Origin of the sequence: Xanthomarina spongicola (genome assembly GCF_003148645.1) — a bacterium.
Classification (GTDB): domain Bacteria; phylum Bacteroidota; class Bacteroidia; order Flavobacteriales; family Flavobacteriaceae; genus Xanthomarina; species Xanthomarina spongicola.
The window spans coordinates 276,980-296,058 of sequence record NZ_QGGP01000002.1 but is presented as its reverse complement, the minus strand read 5'-3'; the positions used below and the strand labels follow the sequence as shown (position 1 = coordinate 296,058).

Annotated in this window: 16 protein-coding genes; 5 read left to right on the top strand and 11 right to left on the bottom strand. The window is 31.8% G+C overall.

What is annotated here, in order from left to right:
• Positions 1-25: 25 nt before the first annotated feature.
• On the top strand, positions 26-1,447 hold the full coding sequence (locus tag LX78_RS05290; RefSeq protein ID WP_109681602.1) for an L-serine ammonia-lyase: 1,422 nt from the start codon (positions 26-28) through the stop codon (positions 1,445-1,447).
• Between the two features lie 67 nt (positions 1,448-1,514).
• Here the strand turns inward: LX78_RS05290 and LX78_RS05285 are convergent, their stop codons facing one another.
• The gene (locus LX78_RS05285) at positions 1,515-1,973 is read right to left on the bottom strand and encodes a nuclear transport factor 2 family protein (RefSeq protein WP_109681601.1); all 459 of its coding nucleotides are present in this window, start codon (positions 1,971-1,973) and stop codon (positions 1,515-1,517) included.
• A 120-nt stretch (positions 1,974-2,093) separates the two neighbouring features.
• Here LX78_RS05285 and panB point away from each other — a divergent pair, with 120 nt between their 5' ends.
• Both panB and LX78_RS05275 read left to right on the top strand, forming a co-directional pair.
• A complete protein-coding gene (panB, locus tag LX78_RS05280) occupies positions 2,094-2,912 on the top strand; it encodes a 3-methyl-2-oxobutanoate hydroxymethyltransferase (RefSeq protein WP_109681600.1) in 819 nt (272 codons plus the stop codon).
• Between the two features lie 41 nt (positions 2,913-2,953).
• Positions 2,954-3,670 carry an RluA family pseudouridine synthase gene (locus LX78_RS05275; protein ID WP_109681599.1) on the top strand — a complete coding sequence of 239 codons (717 nt, stop codon included), beginning with the start codon at positions 2,954-2,956 and terminating at the stop codon, positions 3,668-3,670.
• Between the two features lie 9 nt (positions 3,671-3,679).
• On the opposite strand, the gene LX78_RS05270 is transcribed toward LX78_RS05275, so the two are convergent.
• The 5 genes from LX78_RS05270 to LX78_RS05245 all read right to left on the bottom strand — a co-directional run bounded on the left by LX78_RS05270 (position 3,680) and on the right by LX78_RS05245 (position 8,941).
• Positions 3,680-4,516, bottom strand: a complete 837-nt coding sequence (locus LX78_RS05270) for a sensor histidine kinase (RefSeq protein ID WP_245881479.1) — start codon at positions 4,514-4,516, stop codon at positions 3,680-3,682.
• Positions 4,503-4,886: a hypothetical protein gene (locus LX78_RS14715; RefSeq protein WP_146192543.1), complete on the bottom strand. Its 384-nt coding sequence runs from the start codon at positions 4,884-4,886 to the stop codon at positions 4,503-4,505. Before LX78_RS14715 ends, LX78_RS05270 begins: the two co-directional genes overlap by 14 nt.
• A 376-nt stretch (positions 4,887-5,262) precedes the next feature.
• The gene (locus tag LX78_RS05260) at positions 5,263-5,967 is read right to left on the bottom strand and encodes a hypothetical protein (RefSeq protein ID WP_109681597.1); all 705 of its coding nucleotides are present in this window, start codon (positions 5,965-5,967) and stop codon (positions 5,263-5,265) included.
• An 883-nt stretch (positions 5,968-6,850) separates the two neighbouring features.
• Entirely contained in the window at positions 6,851-7,354 is a 504-nt protein-coding gene (locus LX78_RS05250; protein ID WP_109681595.1) for a hypothetical protein, read from the bottom strand.
• A 48-nt stretch (positions 7,355-7,402) separates the two neighbouring features.
• Positions 7,403-8,941: a YifB family Mg chelatase-like AAA ATPase gene (locus tag LX78_RS05245; protein ID WP_109681594.1), complete on the bottom strand. Its 1,539-nt coding sequence runs from the start codon at positions 8,939-8,941 to the stop codon at positions 7,403-7,405.
• A gap of 142 nt (positions 8,942-9,083) precedes the next feature.
• Between LX78_RS05245 and LX78_RS05240 the strand changes: the two genes are divergently transcribed.
• The gene (locus LX78_RS05240) at positions 9,084-10,061 is read left to right on the top strand and encodes an NAD(P)H-dependent flavin oxidoreductase (RefSeq protein WP_109681593.1); all 978 of its coding nucleotides are present in this window, start codon (positions 9,084-9,086) and stop codon (positions 10,059-10,061) included.
• A gap of 2 nt (positions 10,062-10,063) precedes the next feature.
• Here LX78_RS05240 and LX78_RS05235 read toward each other — a convergent pair whose 3' ends face one another.
• The 5 genes from LX78_RS05235 to LX78_RS05215 all read right to left on the bottom strand — a co-directional run bounded on the left by LX78_RS05235 (position 10,064) and on the right by LX78_RS05215 (position 17,493).
• Positions 10,064-11,029, bottom strand: a complete 966-nt coding sequence (locus tag LX78_RS05235) for a YheT family hydrolase (protein ID WP_109681592.1) — start codon at positions 11,027-11,029, stop codon at positions 10,064-10,066.
• 3 nt (positions 11,030-11,032) lie between these two features.
• Positions 11,033-12,652, bottom strand: coding sequence for an adenine deaminase (gene ade / locus LX78_RS05230; protein ID WP_109681591.1), 1,620 nt, complete (start codon positions 12,650-12,652; stop codon positions 11,033-11,035).
• 123 nt (positions 12,653-12,775) lie between these two features.
• A complete protein-coding gene (locus tag LX78_RS05225) occupies positions 12,776-14,779 on the bottom strand; it encodes a protein-disulfide reductase DsbD family protein (RefSeq protein ID WP_109681590.1) in 2,004 nt (667 codons plus the stop codon).
• Positions 14,769-16,094 (bottom strand): tRNA lysidine(34) synthetase TilS, encoded by a 1,326-nt coding sequence (gene tilS / locus LX78_RS05220; RefSeq protein WP_109681589.1) that lies wholly within the window; start codon positions 16,092-16,094, stop codon positions 14,769-14,771. The genes LX78_RS05225 and tilS overlap by 11 nt, the downstream gene beginning before the upstream one ends.
• A gap of 85 nt (positions 16,095-16,179) precedes the next feature.
• Positions 16,180-17,493 (bottom strand): anthranilate synthase component I family protein, encoded by a 1,314-nt coding sequence (locus tag LX78_RS05215; protein WP_109681588.1) that lies wholly within the window; start codon positions 17,491-17,493, stop codon positions 16,180-16,182.
• A 230-nt stretch (positions 17,494-17,723) separates the two neighbouring features.
• Here LX78_RS05215 and LX78_RS05210 point away from each other — a divergent pair, with 230 nt between their 5' ends.
• The gene (locus tag LX78_RS05210; protein WP_109681587.1) at positions 17,724-19,079 is read left to right on the top strand and encodes a DEAD/DEAH box helicase; all 1,356 of its coding nucleotides are present in this window, start codon (positions 17,724-17,726) and stop codon (positions 19,077-19,079) included.

Sequence of the window (19,079 nt, the reverse complement as noted above, 5' to 3'; positions counted from 1 at the left end):
TTTGTTTTAACAAAAGGCATAAAACATGGAGTGTATTTCGGTTTTCGATATGTTAAAAATTGGCGTAGGTCCATCAAGTTCTCACACATTAGGTCCTTGGCGCGCAGCTGAACGTTGGATAAAAGAATTAAAAGCCAATAATACGTTTGATAAAGTGGAAAGCATTCATGTAGATCTTTATGGTTCTTTATCGCTTACAGGAAAAGGACACGCTACAGACTATGCTGTCATGTTAGGTTTGTGTGGTAGTGATCCAGAAACTATTCCAACAGAAACTATACCTACCATTATATCAAACATTAAAAGCACCAATACTTTAGTTTTAAATAATGAAAGAGCTTTGCCTTTTAATCCTGAAACTGACATCGTCTTCAATAGAAAATTTCTTCCGTTTCATTCTAATGGAATGATTTTTACTGCTTTGATAGATGGTAAGAAGAAAAAATCTACCTTCTACTCTATTGGTGGTGGATTTGTAGTCAAAGAAGAGCGTACAAATCATAAGAGAAATTTTGAAATTAAATGCTCCTTTCCTTATCCAATTGATAAAGGAACTGAGCTTTTACAGTTTTGTAATGATTTAGGTTTACCAATTTCTCAAGTTGTTTTAGAAAATGAAAAATCTATTCGAGAGGAAGAAGAAATAGATAAAGAGTTACAACGTATTTGGGACACCATGTTAGAATGCATGTACATAGGCTGTCATACAGAAGGTAATCTTCCTGGAGGCTTAAATGTAAGACGTCGAGCTTACGATATGAATCAAAATTTAAAAGGCAATACGCCTTATTCGAATCCAGTTGAATGGATTTATTCCATTAGAAATACCGAAGTAAAGTTTAGACAAATAATAAAATGGGTTAGCTGCTTTGCTCTTGCAGTCAACGAAGTTAACGCCTCTTTAGGACGTGTAGTAACTGCTCCTACTAACGGTAGTGCAGGTGTTATTCCTTCCGTTTTAATGTATTATTTAGTGATTGAAAATCATGATGGGAATTTTGAAGACATTAAAAAATTCTTATTAGTAGCTGGAGAAATAGGAAGTATCTTTAAAAAAGGTGCTACTATTAGTGCTGCTATGGGAGGCTGTCAAGCAGAAATTGGCGTGAGTTCTGCCATGGCTGCTGGAGCTTTAACCGAACTACTTGGTGGTACACCAGAACAAGTATTAATTGCTGCTGAAATTGCTATGGAACATCATTTAGGTTTAACATGCGACCCAATTGGTGGTTTGGTACAAATACCATGTATTGAACGTAATGCTATGGGAGCCATAAAAGCCATAAATGCTGCTGAATTAGCTTTAGATACAGACCCGAAAAATGTGAAAGTTCCTTTAGATAAAGTTGTGGCAACTATGTGGGAAACTGCTAAGGATATGAATTCTAAATACAAAGAAACTAGCGAAGGTGGACTTGCCGTTGGTGTTAATATGGCAGATTGTTAATCTTAGATTTCTGGATCTGTTTTTAAAGTCAGATTTCTTAAATTCAAATAACCTATTATCAAGTAATCTACTCTTGACAACCTTTTCTCCTCCTAGTATCTATTAAGTATATAATTTTCCAGTTACCTGAATCATTAAACAATTGAAAAGAATTAACACCACAATGACTAAATTGGTCATTAAACCAAAACTCGTAAGGTGTCCAAACATGAGCCATGGTTCCATCTATTTGAATGTTATAATCTAATAAGCGTTCATCCCATTTTTGATCTGCTGGTCTATTAGCAATAGCTTGAATTAATTTAGAAGAATCTTCATTGACTAACATGCCATTCCCTTCCTTATCTTTATAGGTTGTTTGGGTTAAAAATTTATCAATCATAACAGATTTCATTAGTGTTGTATCTCCTTTATGAAAACCTTCAAAAAAAGTGTCAACAGCTAATTTCACCTGAGCTTCCTCACTATTTTGAGCTGTTATTGCTGTTGTTATTAATAGTACTAAAAAAGTAATTATTCGTCCCATTTTAATTTGTTTTCAACTAAATTAACCGAACAACTAGTTATTATAAAGACTTTAAAGAAAAGTTTAACATTAAATTTCTAATTTAGTACTTTTACAATCTATAAAAATCAACCACATACTATGTCTGTAGCAAAAAAAGAATATAAAAGAATTACTGTAAAAACCTTAGTTGATATGAAGGCTAATGGTGAAAAAATTTCCATGCTTACAGCATACGATTATACCATGGCAAAAATTGTTGATGGAGCTGGAGTTGATGTTATACTTGTTGGTGATTCTGCAAGTAATGTTATGGCTGGACATGAAACTACTTTACCAATTACATTGGACCAAATGATTTATCATGCTTCATCTGTGGTAAGAGCCATAGATCGTGCTTTAGTTGTAGTAGATTTACCTTTTGGAAGTTACCAAAGTGACCCAAAAGAAGCCTTACGATCTGCAATTAGGATTATGAAAGAATCTGGTGGACATGCTGTAAAACTTGAAGGTGGAAAAGAAGTAAAAGAATCTATAAAACGAATTTTAAATGCTGGTATTCCTGTCATGGGACATTTAGGTTTAACACCTCAATCTATTTATAAATTCGGAACTTATACTGTTCGTGCAAAAGAAGAGGAAGAAGCCATCCGATTAAAAGAAGATGCACTTATGCTAGAAAAAACAGGGTGTTTTGCTATTGTGCTAGAAAAAATTCCAGCAAAATTAGCAGCTGAAGTTGCTAAAAGTGTCTCAATTCCAGTTATAGGAATTGGCGCTGGAAATGGTGTTGATGGACAAGTTCTAGTTTTGCATGACATGATTGGAATGACGCATGAATTTCATCCACGTTTTTTACGACGCTATATGAATTTGTATGAAGATATGACTTCGGCTATTTCACAATATGTAGATGATGTGAAAATGAAAGATTTTCCTAATGATGAGGAACAGTATTAATGTTCTGTGTTCAGTAATAAATATTAATTATTCGTGTATTCGTGGCAAAAACTTCAGATAAAATACTTTCAAACAAAGAAAACCTTCAAGTTCTTTACGAAGACAACCATATTATTATAGTAAATAAACGTGCAGGAGATATTGTTCAAGGAGATAAAACTGGAGACAAACCCTTAAGCGATGTTGTAAAAGACTTTATTAAAGACAAATACAACAAACCAGGAAATGTATATCTTGGTGTAGTACATAGACTTGATAGACCTACAACTGGAGTAGTTATGTTTGCAAAAACTAGTAAAGCTTTACCTAGACTTAATAAGTTGTTTGCAGATAAAAAAACGTCTAAAACATATTGGGCTTTAGTAAAAATAATGCCTCCAAAAAAACAAGACACACTTATACACTGGTTAAGAAAGAATCCGAAAAACAATAAATCTACAGCTTACCCAAAAGAAGTTCCAGATGGAAAAAAAGCCATACTTCATTATCAAGTTTTAAAAGAATTAGACAATTACTTTTTACTTGAAATTGCCTTAGAAACTGGTAGACATCACCAAATACGCGTTCAATTAGCCAGCTTAGGTTGTCCAATAAAAGGCGACTTAAAGTATGGTTTCGACAGAAGTAATAAAGATGCAAGTATCAGTTTGCATGCTAGGAGTTTACAGTTTACTCATCCTGTTTCTAATGACTTTATTGATGTAACTGCTCCACTTCCAAAAGATCCAGTTTGGGATGCTTGCGAAAGCAATAGTTAAACATCAAATTTAACCTGTTATCGTTCTTTTTGAAATAGGATATTCTATTTTTATAGCAACTCCTTGGTTTGGTTGAGATGTAAGGCTAAAAGTAGACTCTATTAGATTAGCTCGATTTGTCATATTAATTAATCCGGAACCTTTTTTAACAGCTTTCATGTCAAATCCTACACCATCGTCTGAAGCTTGAATAATAAGCATTTCTTCTGTATAATCTAACACAATCTTTATTTGTTTGGCTTTAGAATACTTAACTGAATTTGACATAAATTCTTGTAAAATTCTAAATAAAATAATGGCATCTTTTTCGTTATGAAACACAATTTTTCCTCCATAACTTTCAAAATCAACTTCCATTAATTTCATTCGTTTAATACGCTTTAATTCATTTATAATAGAATCTTCAAAACCAGCATTCAATATAACATCAGAATTTAGAGACTTTGAAAGCTCTCTAACTTCCTGCAAGCTTTCTTTTATAACGCTAGATGCATCAGCTACTTTATCTTTTATATCTTCATTTACTTGCGCTTTAAGCATGTTTAGTTGCATGCTTGCAAATGCAAGTAATTGTCCTACATTATCATGCAATTCTCTACCTATATGTTTTAAGGTTTCCTCTTGTATTTCTGTTTGAGTTTGTGCAATTTCTTCATCGAAAGCTTGTTGTTGTTTTATTTTATCTAACAACAATTTATTTTTTCGTTTTTGAAAAACAATAAAAAAAACAACAACCAAGGTGGTTACTATTAGTAAAACACCAATCATGTAGATTAGTAAGTAGCGCTCTGCAGAGGTAGATATAGAAGGCTGTTGAAATAAGAAAAAGAAATTAAATAATCTCATTATTAGATTTAGGTTTAGTAATAATAAATCCAACGGTAAAACAAGTATACATAAATATATTAGCGAATAAAAAAATTCTTCTCTTTAAGTTAGCAAAATCCCAATCTGCTATGGTATTGTAATTATCATAAAAAATAACTGGTGTTATAATTAACCACCAAACAAACAGTCCTAAAGTGGCATAAAAACTAAACGTTTGAAAAATCATTAATACTTTTTCATCATTTAAGAATTCAATAAAATATAAGGCAACACAGATTAAAGTAATAATCAATCCTGAAATTTGATAAAGAGGAGGATGTTCTGTTAAAAATACGTTTGGAAATACTATAAAATGACTTAACATGACTACTGAAAATAAGATTGCCATAATTTTTAAAACCAACTTAAATTTAGTGTTAGTTAATAATGAGTGGTAATAAAACAATACAAACAAAATACTACCATATAACCAAAACAAATTAAACCAGCTTGTGCTCTTAATTCCTAGACTTATTAAATATGAAACTAGTAATGTTGACTTAAAAAATATTAAACAAACAGCAACAAACTCAACAAAAACAACATATAACAAATAAAAAACAAAAATTCTTGTGCTTTTGTTTTTAGTTTTATTTAAAAAATACAAACCCGCTATTGCCGCAAGAATCTCAAAACCATAAACTATAAAATTAAAATAACTAGTTAAAAAATCGAGCACAGAATTTGAGTGTTATTTTAGTTTATATTAAAAAACATCATGTTTATTAGTCCTTTTTAGACTTTGAAATTATTAGAGTAATGGCAAAAGATAAATACATAAAGATATTAGCATACAGCATAATCATCCATTTTAATTCAGCTTGATTTGGGTCTTTGTTCGCATTATCGCAAACAAAATGCACCAATGGTATAGTAATTAGCAACCAAATAAAAATAATGACGCTTATATATAGATTGATGTCTTTATTAAATTCCAATACTTTTTCATTGCTTAGAATTTCAAACATATAAAAAGCCACACACAACATAATGATAGACATATTCCCTATTCTGATTATATTAAAAGTGCCTTCAAAAAATTGTCTGAAGTTAATTGCTATACTAACTACAGAAATAATTAAAAATAAAAGTAATGCATAACGAAGAACGTTCCGTAAGAAATTATTTTTTATTACTTTTCTAAAGTACCAATTAAAAAAAATGGCACTTCCAATATACCAAGTAAGTGTATGCCACCAAAAATTTCTTTTAAATACAGTATCCTCAATTAAATAAGAAAGATCTAATTGGTTTAAAATTCTTGTATAAGAACCAAGTAAATCTGCAATAAATACATATACTAGAAAGTATATAAAATACTTTACAGGTGTATTATTGAATTTTTTAAATAATAACAAGCCAGTAATAGCTGCTATAAAAACAACTGCTAAATTAACAAACATGTAATTATTAAGAAGGAAATCTTTCATCCTTAAAATTGCTTACGTAATAAATTTATATTCAATGTAATAATAATTATTTAAAATACTATCATGTTAATACTCTAAAAGTCTATGAGTTATATTTTTTTAAGATTCGTTTTCAGCATAATTAAAAATTCTCATAGACCTCTTTTAAGTTAAAATTTAGATTTCTTGTTTTGGATCACACCAAATTAAAGCAAATGAAAATGTTAAGTACATAAATAAGTTTGAAAATAAATACACATTACTTCTTAAATTTAAATAGCCTATATCTAATGCAGAAAAATATACTTCATAAAATAAAAGAGAGGTTATAATTAACCACCATAAAAACAAAGTAATACTTATTATAGAATTTAACGATTTATAAAAGACTAATATTTTGTCACTATTGAGAATTTCAATAAAGTATAAGCAAATACAATTCAAAATGACTAATGCACCAAAAATATTGACAAATTTTAATTGTGAATTAAAGAATGAGTTTAAATTTTGACTAATATAAATAACAGAACTAAACAAAAATATGAAACAGACATACTTTACAATTTTTTTAAAACTTCTAGTTTTTAAAATTACATAATAATAGTAAGACATAAATAAGACACTTCCTATATTCCAAAAAGTAGTAAACCACCAAAAATTTCTGCTAAAATAAGTTTCTTTTAAATAATCTCGCAGACCATGAAGTTGTTCGTATTCAATAACATAATATGGATAACTTCCAATAAAATCAACGAATACCACATAAATTAAATAGTATATAAATATTTTGCTATTATAATTTTTATATTTTTTATAATATACAATCCCAATAACAGCACATACAATTAAAATTAGGTCATTTAATTGTTCACTATACCTATATAATAAATCAAACATGAATTAACTATTGAGGATAATTAGCTGGTGGAGGGTTTCCTGGATTTCCTGCATTTAGACCTCCTCCAGGAATATCTCCACTATCTGGTGGCAACATATTAAATAAGGTGCTGTTTCCTTGAGAAATGTTTTCAACGCCAGTTGGTATTAAAAACATGGTGGTATAACCAACTTCATTAGTTGTTGCATGTGCACCTAGATACACACGAACACCATCCATAGTGTAACCTAAATCTTTAGATTCATTTTCAGCATAATTTAAATAATCGCGCATGTCTTTTAATGACCACCAAGAAGACCGGTTGTCTGGACGTTTTACTATAGAATCGCTAATTAAAGCATGCCTGCTGTTAAACGCTTGGTCTAAAGTTTTAGCTTCTTCTGGTGTAATAAGTCCTTTGGGTGCAACAATGGCAACTTCAGTTTCTTCAACACTGCAACTTGGACAAAAATAATAGGTTGCAAAAGCACCTACAAGAATTCCTAAAATAAGTAAACTAAATTTTTTCATAAGTATTTATTTAAATTGATTAATAACTTTTTAAAGTTAACAAAAATATCAGCCTAGCCAACCTTCTCTGTCTAAACTTCTGTATTGGATGGCTTCACTAATATGCGAGCCTTTAATGTCTTCGCTTCCTTCTAAATCTGCAATGGTTCTGGAGACTTTTAAAATGCGATCGTAAGCTCTGGCAGATAGATTTAATCGCTCCATGGCTGTTTTTAACAACTGCATGGAACCATCGTCTAGCAAACAGTGTTTTCTTATTTGTTTCGTGTTCATTTGCGCGTTGTAATGAACTGATTTAGAATCTTCAAAGCGTTTGGTTTGAAGGACTCTTGCTGCAGTTACGCGTTTTCTAATGTCAATGGAAGATTCTCCTTTTCTGGTATCAGACAGCTTTTCGAAAGGCACAGGAGTGACTTCTATATGAATATCGATTCTATCTAATAATGGTCCTGAAATCTTACCCAAATAGCGTTGCATTTCAGCTGGTGATGATGTTACTGGTGAATCTGGATCGTTAAAATAACCACTCGGACTCGGATTCATACTTGCTACTAACATAAACGACGAAGGATACGTTACCGTAAACTTCGCTCTGGAAATGGTTACTTCTCTGTCTTCCAAAGGCTGACGCATCACTTCCAGAACTTCGCGCTTAAATTCTGGTAATTCATCTAAAAATAATACACCATTATGCGACAAAGAAATTTCTCCTGGCTGTGGATAGCTTCCTCCTCCAACTAATGCAACGTTTGAAATTGTGTGGTGAGGACTTCTAAACGGTCTCTGAGCCATAAGACCTGTATTTTCTTTAACACGACCAACAACCGAATGTATTTTGGTAGTTTCTAAAGCTTCATGTAAAGTCATTGGTGGCAAAATACTTGGCAAACGCTTAGCTAGCATGGTTTTTCCTGCGCCTGGTGGACCAATTAAAATAATATTGTGTCCTCCAGCTGCTGCAATTTCCATACAGCGCTTTATAGATTCCTGTCCTTTGACATCTGAAAAATCAAATTCTGGGAAATTGAGACTTCTATTAAATTCTTCTTCTACATTAATAATGGTTTGCTCTAATGCTTCACCTTTATCAAAATAATTGATGACTTGTTCAATGGTTTCAACTCCATACACGTTTAGTCCAGAAACAATAGCAGCTTCCTTGGCATTTTGCTTAGGCAAGATAAAGCCTTTATAACCTTCTTCTTTAGCTTTTATGGCAATAGGTAAAGCACCTTTAATAGGTTGCAAAGAACCATCAAGGGATAATTCTCCCATAATAAGATAATCTTCTAAATCTTCGGCTTGAATTTGATTGGTTGCTGCAAGAATGCCAATGGCTAAGGTTAAATCGTATGCAGAGCCTTCTTTGCGTAAATCGGCAGGAGACATGTTAATAATAATCTTTTTACCTGGGATTTTAAAACCATTATTTTGTAAAGCTGCTGCTATTCTAAAATTACTTTCTTTAATAGCATTGTCTGGCAATCCAACCAAATGATATCCAATACCTGTGTCCACATTCACTTCAACAGTAATGGTAGTCGCCTCTACTCCAAACACAGCACTTCCAAAGACTTTTTTAAGCATATTCAATTGTTTGCTTAAATGTAAGAAAAAACATTTATTATTAAAGAACTAAAACAACCCTAATAGCTTATTCATAATTCTGAATCATTTTATTTAATGCAAAGAATTAGATTGGTATATTTGTAATTAAAGCTACTAAATAATGAGTAAACCATCGTTTATAAAAGATTTAACATTACCAGCTGTTGCTGCCCCAATGTTTTTAATTTCAGGACCACAATTAGTTATTGAATGTTGTAAAAATGGCATTGTAGGTACTTTTCCTGCTTTAAACCAACGTACAAGTGAAGGCTTTGAAGCTTGGTTGATAGAAATTAAAACAGCTCTTGCTACCTTTGAAAAAGAAACTGGAAAAAAAGCTGCACCTTTTGGTGTCAATCTGATTGTACACAATTCAAATCCACGTTTACAAGCAGATTTAGAGCTATGTATAAAACATAAAGTCCCATTAATTATCACCTCTTTAGGAGCAGTTTCAGAATTGGTTAAAGCTGTACATTCCTATGGTGGTTTAGTGTTTCATGATATTATAAAAAAACGTCATGCAGAAAAAGCTGCTGAAGCTGGAGTTGATGGATTAATATTAGTTTCTGCAGGAGCTGGTGGACATGCTGGAACCATTAATCCGATGCCTTTGGTAGCCGAAATTAAAAGCTTTTTCAAGAAAACCATCCTACTTGCTGGAACTATTAGTACAGGTCGAGATATTGCTTCTGCCTTACAAATGGGAGCTGATTTGGCTTATATGGGAACCCGTTTTATTAATACTGAAGAAAGCAAAGCTCCAAAAGAATACAGAGATATGATTATTGAAGCTGGAGCAGACGATATAATTTATACAGCAGCTATTTCTGGTGTTGCAGCAAACTTTCTAGGTCCTAGTATAGAAGCTATGGGAATCACCGAAGAGATGCTTAAACGAAAAAAGAAAGTCGATTTTGGTGAAGAATTAACTGTACATAAAGATGATGCTAAAGCTTGGGCAACCATTTGGTCTGCTGGACAAGGTGTTACTAATATTCATAATGCACCTAGTGTAGCAGAATTAGTTTCAGAACTCAAAAAAGACTTTAAATTGGCTATTGAAGAGCAAGTTAAGTATCTAGAGATTTATAAGTAAAATTATTTATCGTTTTGCTCTATAAACTCCAATGCACGTTTTTCATTATAATAAAAACCACCAAATTGAAAAAATCCAACATGACCTCCATGATTTGGCATTTCTAAAAATAAATTTGGATTGTTTTTAGCTTCTTTTACTGGATAACATTCTGCTGACAAAAACGAATCGTTAAGCGCATTAATAAGCAATGTTGGAATATGGATGTTTGGAAGAAATTGTAAGCTACTACTCTGTTTGTAATAGTCTTGAGCATCCTTAAATCCATGTGCTTTAGAGGTATAAAGATTATCAAAATCATATAAAGTTTTAATTGAAGTAATATCCGTATCATTCAATTTATCAGTATGTTTCAATTTTTTAATAATTAATTTCTCTTTTAAATTATATTTGAATTTATCGTGAAACGGTTTATTCTTTAAAGTGTGTAATTCTTTAGCTGAACCAGCTAAAAAACAAGGTACAGAAACAGCAATTCCTGCTTTAATTTGCTCAGGAATATTTTGGTTTTCACCCAAATATTTTAAAGCGACATTACCACCTAAACTAAAACCTTTAATATAAATTCCGGAGTACTCGGTTGTGTTTAAAATATGTTGAATAACCTGTTCTAAATCTCCAGTATCTCCTGAATGATACGAACGATAAGACAAGTTATCTTCGCCGCTACATCCTCGAAAATTTACGGAAACAGCATCGATTTGGTTCTGATTAAAAAGTTTGGCAGTTCCAGCCATGTAATGTCTTTGTGCATTCCCTTCCAAGCCATGAAGAATAATGATGAGCCTTTCTGTTTTTCCTTCGGAATAACTCCAATCTAAATCCAGAAAATCGCCATCAGACAAGGTAATCCGTTCTCTTTTTTGAATCAGACCATTTACTTTTCTAAATAATCCTGAATAAACGGTTGACACAAAACCTTTTCTAAAAAAATATGGTGCTTTGTAGACTGATTCTATTATAGGCATTTTCTAAACTTCAATGCTAGTAAACTGAAACGTATTTCCATCAAATAGCCCTTTATCGCTCAATTTTAATGACGGAATCACCAACAAAGCCATAAAACTCAAAGTCATATAAGGTGCATGTAGTGTGCTTCCTAATTGTTTTGCCATTTTATCAAGTTCAGCATATTGTTTTCCAATTGTTTTTGCATCCTGATCGCTCATAATTCCTGCAACTGGCAATGCCACCACTTTTTCTATTGTATCTGAAACTGCACAAATACCACCTTTGTTTTCAATAAGTAAATTAACAGCTTTACAAATAGCTTCATCGCTTACTCCTACTGCTATGATGTTATGCGAATCATGTCCAACAGAAGAAGCAATAGCTCCTTCTTTAATTCCGAAATTCTTTATAAAGGCAATAGCAGGTTTCTGATTTTGATACCTGTTTACAACAGTCATTTTTAAAATGTCTTTTTCAACATTTGAAACTAAATTTCCGTCTTGCAACAAACTATCTTCAATAAGCTCATTTGTTACCAATTGTCCTTCCAAGGCTTCAATAACACGGATTTGTTTAGCTGAAGATTCTAATTTAAAGTCTGAAAGGTCTTTATTATCTGTATGAAAGTTGTTTAGAATTTCAAAAGGAACAGAATGTATTTTTGAAACACCTTGATCGAAAACCAATTTTCCATTAATATATGTTTGAAGTGTTTTAAAGTCTTTTAAATCTTCAACCACTATACAATCGGCAATATCTCCAATATTAAGCAAACCAACATCTAAATTGTAATGTTTAACAGGATTAACACAAGCTACCTTTAAGACTTTAAAAATATCCATGCCTTTAGCAATAGCTCTTGCACATAGATTGTTTATATGATGTAACAATAAATCGTCTGGATGCTTATCATCACTACAAAACATCATGTTTTCATAATGTTCAGGAAGTAAATCGATAAGTGCTTCAAAATTTTTAGCAGCTGAACCTTCACGAATAAGAACCTTCATCCCTTTTTGAAGTTTTTCTAAACCTTCTTCGTAAGTAAAACACTCATGATCTGTACTAATTCCAGCTTGAATGTATTTAGTCACATCGTCGCCTCGTAATCCTGGAGCATGACCATCAATTGGTTTGTTGTTGTGTTTTGCCCAAGCTATCTTTTTCATGACTTCTTCATCATCAAATAAAACGCCAGGATAATTCATCATTTCGGCTAAATATTTAATGTCAGGATTAGCCATTAAGGTTTTAATGCCTTCGGAATCGATAACAGCGCCTGCAGATTCAAAATTAGTTGCTGGCACACAAGAAGGTGCTCCAAAATTGAATTTAAAAGGAGTTTTCTTTCCGTTGGCAATCATAAACTCCACACCTTCAATACCTAGCACATTGGCAATTTCATGAGGATCTGAAACCGTTGCAACCGTTCCATGTTTTACAGCAATTCTGGCAAATTCACTTGGAACCAACATGGAACTTTCAATATGGATGTGTGCATCTACAAATCCTGGAAGGATATAATGATTGACATCATTCGGCTTTTCTTCTATGCTAAAAATCTTTCCATCTTTAATGGTAATTTCACCTTTAAAAATGCGTTGATTTTCTATGTCTACGATGTTTCCTTGAAGTTTCATACTTAAATTGGAATCTTATCTTTAATAATGAATTCCTTTTTGTAAAAAGAGATTCCTACTTTACTCATTAATTCACAATATATATTATTGGATTCGTGAATCTTCGATTTCGTAGGAATTTGTTTATTTCTTGAAATTCTCAATGCCTTTTTTCAACCAATTGTAATATTCTTCAACATCTGGCGTGTAACCAACAGATGGACTAATATCTTCGCCTTCTAAATTTTGAATTACGTACAATGGTTGCGCATTAGTATTATATCTTGTTTGTTGAAATTCCAACCATTTATGTCCATAGGTTCTTACCTTGTTTCCAGTAAGTTCAGATTCGAATTGTTCTGCCTCAGGAAGTTTGGTCCTATCGTCCACATACAGTGAAATAAGCACAATATCATTATCTAATAAAGCATATATTTCATCTTCTACCCAAACTTGTTCTTCCATTTTTCGGCAGTTAACACAAGTTAAACCTGTAAAATCTAACATCACTGGTTTGTTCACTTTTTTGGCATAAGCCATCCCAGTTTCGTAATCGTGAAACGCGATTAAATCGTTAGGTCCAAAATGAGCATCTTTCGGTAATTCTTTAGCTACAAATTCTCCAGAAGCAGACACTTGCTTTTTCATAAAGCCAACACCATAAGGCGATTCGCTATTCGTGCTCATTGGAGGTGGAAAACCACTTATTAATTTTAAAGGTGCTCCCCAAAGACCAGGAACCATATATAAAGTGAATGATAAAGCTAATATGGCCATACTCAATCTTCCAACAGAAATATGTTCTAAAGGTGAATCGTGTGGTAATTTAATTTTCCCTAATAAATACAATCCTAGAGTTCCAAAAATAGCTATCCAAATCGCTAAAAAAACTTCTCTTTCTAAGAAATGCCATTCTAAAACCAAATCGATCATCGATAAGAATTTAAATGCAAAAGCCAATTCTAAAAATCCTAAAACTACTTTGACTGTATTTAACCATCCTCCAGATTTTGGTAAAGAATTTAACCAACTTGGGAAAAACGCAAACAACCCAAAAGGTAATGCAATGGCAGATGAAAAACCTAACATGCTAACTATTGGAGCTATACCTCCTTTTGTTGCTGCATCCAATAAAGCAGTTCCTGCAATAGGAAACGTACATGAAAATGACACAACAGCCAAAGCCAATGCCATAAAGAAAATACCAACTACACCTCCTCTATTTGCACCACTATCTACTTTATTTACCCAAGAATTTGGTAACATAATTTCGAATGCTCCCAAAAATGAAAAAGCAAATACAATTAAGGCAATAAACATAATCGCATTAAAAGTAACACCTGTTGAGAATTCATACATAGCATTACTTCCAAAAAGGGCTGAAATAGCTGTCCCTAATAATGTATATATTACTATAATGAAAAATCCATATAACAAAGCGTTTTTAATTCCTGAAGCTCTAGTTTTACTTTGTTTGGTAAAGTAACTTACTGTCATTGGAATCATTGGGAACACACAAGGAGTCAACAATACTAAGAATCCTAAAAAGAAAGCTGTAAAAAATATAGATGTTAATCCTTTGCTATCATCAGTTTTAACTGGGTCTATACCTTTTTTTATTACAGTTTTTGATTCGTCTTCAACATAATTCGATGGATCTTCAGATGCTATAGTTGCTTTTGTTAAATCGAAAACAACATCTTTATCTTGGTAAATACAACGCTCATCATCGCAAGCCTGAAACGAAGCAATAACTTCTATGGTTTTGAGGTTTGGGTTTAAAACTTCAATTTTTTGAGTAAAGGTTGCTTCCTTATCAAAATAATTTAAGTCCATTTCAAACACTTTATCATAAGCCGTTATATAAGGACTTTCAAGAGTTTTTCCAATTAACTTATAATTATTTACCTGACTTAAAGAATCGAAAATAAAATCAGTTGGAATTGGAGTAATTACATCTCCTCCTATTGGCATAGTTTGAGAGTATAAATGCCAATGATCCTCAATATCTGCTAGAAATATTAAATTGTATTCAGTATCTGATAATTTTTCAACTTCTCCAGTCCATGTTACAGGATTTAAAACCTGAGCTTGCATTAAAAAAGCAGTAAAAAAAAGCGTGATAAAAAGGGTTAATTTATGTTTCATTCTTTAGGGATATTTTTAATATGTTTTTTGTCTTTTCTGTAATTTTAAATCGGTTATCTGCTCTGTAATTTATTATCCAAACCACATCTTCATTAGAACATACCAACCAAACGTTCTCTTTTTCTAACATAGAAAGTTTTTCGTCTTTAAAAAACTTACTCAATTTCTTTTTACTTTCCATTCCAAAAGGGTAAAAATAGTCTCCTTTTTCCCATTTCCTTGCTGTTAAAGGATATTTTAACAAATCTTTATCTACATATATCGTTAAGTTGTTATGTTCTTTGAAATTTTGAGTTTCCGTAATAGTTAGTGTTCCTAAAGGAATTTCTACTTGACTATCATTTTCGGAAAATGAAACCTCTTCAATTTCTGCTTGTTTTTTATGAATTTCAGTAAGAATTAAAACATCTCTATTTTTTAACAATCGATATGTGTTAGAAAAAACTTGCTTTCCTGTTTGTGCTTCGAGTAAATCTTCTACATCTTGCCATTCGGTAAATTGATACTCTTTTAGGATTTCAAATAAGTAAGCTTTTGGGTTAGATAAGTTTTTAATTTTGCCAATACTAAAATGAATTTCGTTTTCAGAAATTTTTGTAACTACTTTTTCTAAAACCTCTTCAACTCTATCTTTAATAATGTTTTTTGAGTCTTGTAAATGAGATTGTGTCAACTTAAAATTTTGAAGTATCTGTGGATTTAATTCTTTTAAAACGGGAATAACTTCATGTCTTAATTTATTTCTTAAATATTTAGTTGAAGCATTACTACTGTCTTCACGCCATTCAATTTTGTTTTCTTTGGCATAGTTTTCTAATTCTTCTCTGGAGAAATTCAAGAATGGTCTAATAATATTTCCATTTATTTCTGGAATACCTGTTAAACCATCCAAACCTGTTCCTCTAGACAAATTAATTAAAAATGTTTCCAGATTGTCGTCTGCATGATGTGCTGTTAAAATATAGTCGAAATGTAGTTGTTCTGCTAATTCAGAAAACCAATTGTATCGTAATTCTCGAGCAGCCATTTGTGTTGATATGCTATTGATTCTCGAGAAATAATCTGTATCGAAATTTTCAATAAATACCTCTAACTCTAAATCTTCTGCTAATTGCAAGACAAACTCTTCATCTGCATCACTTTCATTTCCTCTTAAATTAAAATTACAATGTGCTAGACTGATGTTTAATTTTAAATCATGACATAGATGTGTTAATAAGACACTGTCTAATCCTCCAGATACAGCAACCAAGAGCTTACCTTCCTTTAGAAAACTTAAATTATTATTGATATGTTCTTGGAATTTTTTAAACATCTTGCCACAAATTCACGAATGATATTAAATATCTTTCAAAGATAACACCTTGAAACTTTTAACATTTAACTTTTAGCTGAAAACTTTAGTTTTCAAGCACCTCACGCATAGCCTTAGCTTTAATTAAACATTCTTCATATTCTTTTAATGGATTACTTTTTGCAGTTATGGCGCTTCCTACTGAAAACGACACATACTTTTTGGTTTCATTATATAAAATACTTCTTATAACTACATTAAAATCGAAATCGTTCTTAGGAGAAAAATATCCTACTGCTCCTGAGTACACACCACGTTTGGTTTCCTCTAATTTCTCTATAATTTGCATGGCTGAAATTTTTGGTGCTCCTGTCATACTTCCCATTGGGAACGTTGATTCTAAAACATTTACAGCATGTTCTGAATCTTCAATTTCTGAAGTGATTGTTGAAATCATTTGATGCACTTGAGGAAAGCTATAAACTTGACATAACTCCTCCACTTTTACTGTTCCTTTTATTGCAGTTTTAGATAAATCGTTTCGAACCAAATCGACTATCATAATGTTTTCGCTTCTCTCTTTTTCGTCTTCAGCCAATTGTTGTTTTAAAAAATCATCCTCTTTATTATTATTCGAACGTTTGGCTGTTCCTTTTATAGGTTGCGATATAATTTTATTTCCTTTTTTCTTTAAATAACGTTCTGGAGAAGCAGATAACACGTATTTATCTCCTAACTTAACAAAGTTTGCAAAAGGAGGTTTTGAAATATTATTGAGTTTTATATATGTTTCTAAAGGATGAATGTGTGAGTTTTCAGCATAAAACTCTTGACAAAAATTAGCTTCATAAATATCTCCACGATGAATATGATCGAGCATGACGTTTACTTTGGTTAGATACTTGTCCTTATGGATACGAAGCTTTATTTTTATATCATTCAACAGTTTGCCTCTTCCTTCGTCATTGTCTGCCAACAAGGCAGGCTTGCAATTATAGATAGCGTTTATATCATCTTCAAACTCATCTGCAACCATATTTAAATAGTGCATTTCAACCGTATCTCCTTTAAATAAAAACAGCTTTTTAGGCTGGAAAAAAAAGAGCTCTGGAAACTGTAATCCATCAAAATTTTTAGAGTTTAAGTCTTCAACAGCATTTTTTAAATCGTAAGTCAAATACCCAAATATCCAATCTTTAGTTATAGATTGATATTCTTTTAATTTTAAAAATGCCTCGTGATAATCTGTTTGAATACAAGTCATGGCATCTACTGCTAATACTGCATCGAAACTTGTATAAGCTTGTTGAACTTGATTGGAATCCATCCATACTATCTCATAAAATTGCTGACTCCAATTTAAGAGTTGCTTTTTAAATTCTTCTACAGATTCTGGCTTATATAAATGTATTGTTCTCAATATTACAAATTACCGAAATTAAAAACGGATTTGAAAGCTGAAGCAAACTATAATCTATATATTTTCTTATATAAAAGATTCCTAACGTCTCAGGAATGTGAAATCCTTATAAAAATCTATCTTTGCAGCAGATAAAATAACCATGAGCACGTTTTAATCTGCTCGCTGTTATCATTTATTTAATGTCAGATTGAATTCGCTAAAACAAATTCTAATAATAATATCTAAATATGGCTCATTTCAGAGATTTAAATTTAAACACACCTTTATACAACGCCTTAGATGATTTAGGATTTACACAACCTACTCCAATCCAAGAACAAGCCTTTAATGTAGTGGCTTCTGGTAAAGATGTGGTTGGGATAGCGCAAACTGGAACAGGTAAAACCTTTGCTTATATGTTGCCTATCTTAAAAAACCTAAAATTTTCTAAACAAGAGAATCCTAGAGTTTTAGTATTGGTTCCAACTCGTGAACTGGTTGTTCAAGTTGTTGAAGAAATAGAAAAACTGGCAAAATATATAAATATTCGTGTGCTTGGTGTTTATGGAGGCGTTAACATAAACACTCAAAAACAAGCTGTTGCTCAAGGTTTAGACATTATAGTTGCAACTCCTGGACGTTTGTATGATTTGGCAGTTAGTAGAGTCTTACAGTTAAAATCTATTCAAAAGTTAGTGATTGACGAAGTAGATGTCATGCTGGATTTAGGTTTTAGACATCAACTTTTAAATATTTTTGATATTCTTCCAGAAAGAAGACAAAATATTATGTTTTCTGCAACTATGACTCAAGATGTAGATGATTTAATTTACGACTTTTTTATTGCTCCTGAACGTGTATCGATAGCTGTTTCGGGTACACCTTTGGAAAACATATCGCAAACTAAATATACTGTTCCGAATTTTTATACGAAGCTGAATCTCTTAAATCATTTATTAAGTGATACTGAAGAATTTAACAAAGTGCTTATTTTTGTGGCTTACAAAAAAATGGCTGATAGATTATTTGATGCTTTAGACGAAACTTTTCATGATGAGTTATGCGTCATTCATTCCAACAAAACTCAAAACTACAGATTACGTAGTATTGAACAATTTAGAGAAGGTTTTAATAGAATTCTAGTCGCTACAGATGTTATGGCTCGTGGGCTAGATATCGATAATGTATCTCATGTAATTAATTTTGATACACCTGAATTCCCAGAAAACTATATGCACAGAATTGGTAGAACAGGTCGTGCAGAACGTGAAGGTCAAGCCATTATATTTTCTACAGAAAAAGAACAGGAATCCCTTGAAAAGATTGAAGCTTTAATGCAAATGGAAATTCCATTCATGGAAATACCAGAAAACGTTGTTATTTCAACTGAACTTATTGAAGAAGAAAGAGAAGTTATAAAAGAACGTAACAACCCTTTAAGACTCAAAAAAAATGAAGAAATTGGTCCTGCTTTTCATGAGAAAAAGGAGAAGAATATGAAGGAAAATCTTGGTGGATCTTACAAGTTTAAAATTGCTAAGAAGTATAAAAAACCAAAAACTCGTGGAGATAAGAATTACAATAAACGAAATAAGAAAAAGTAA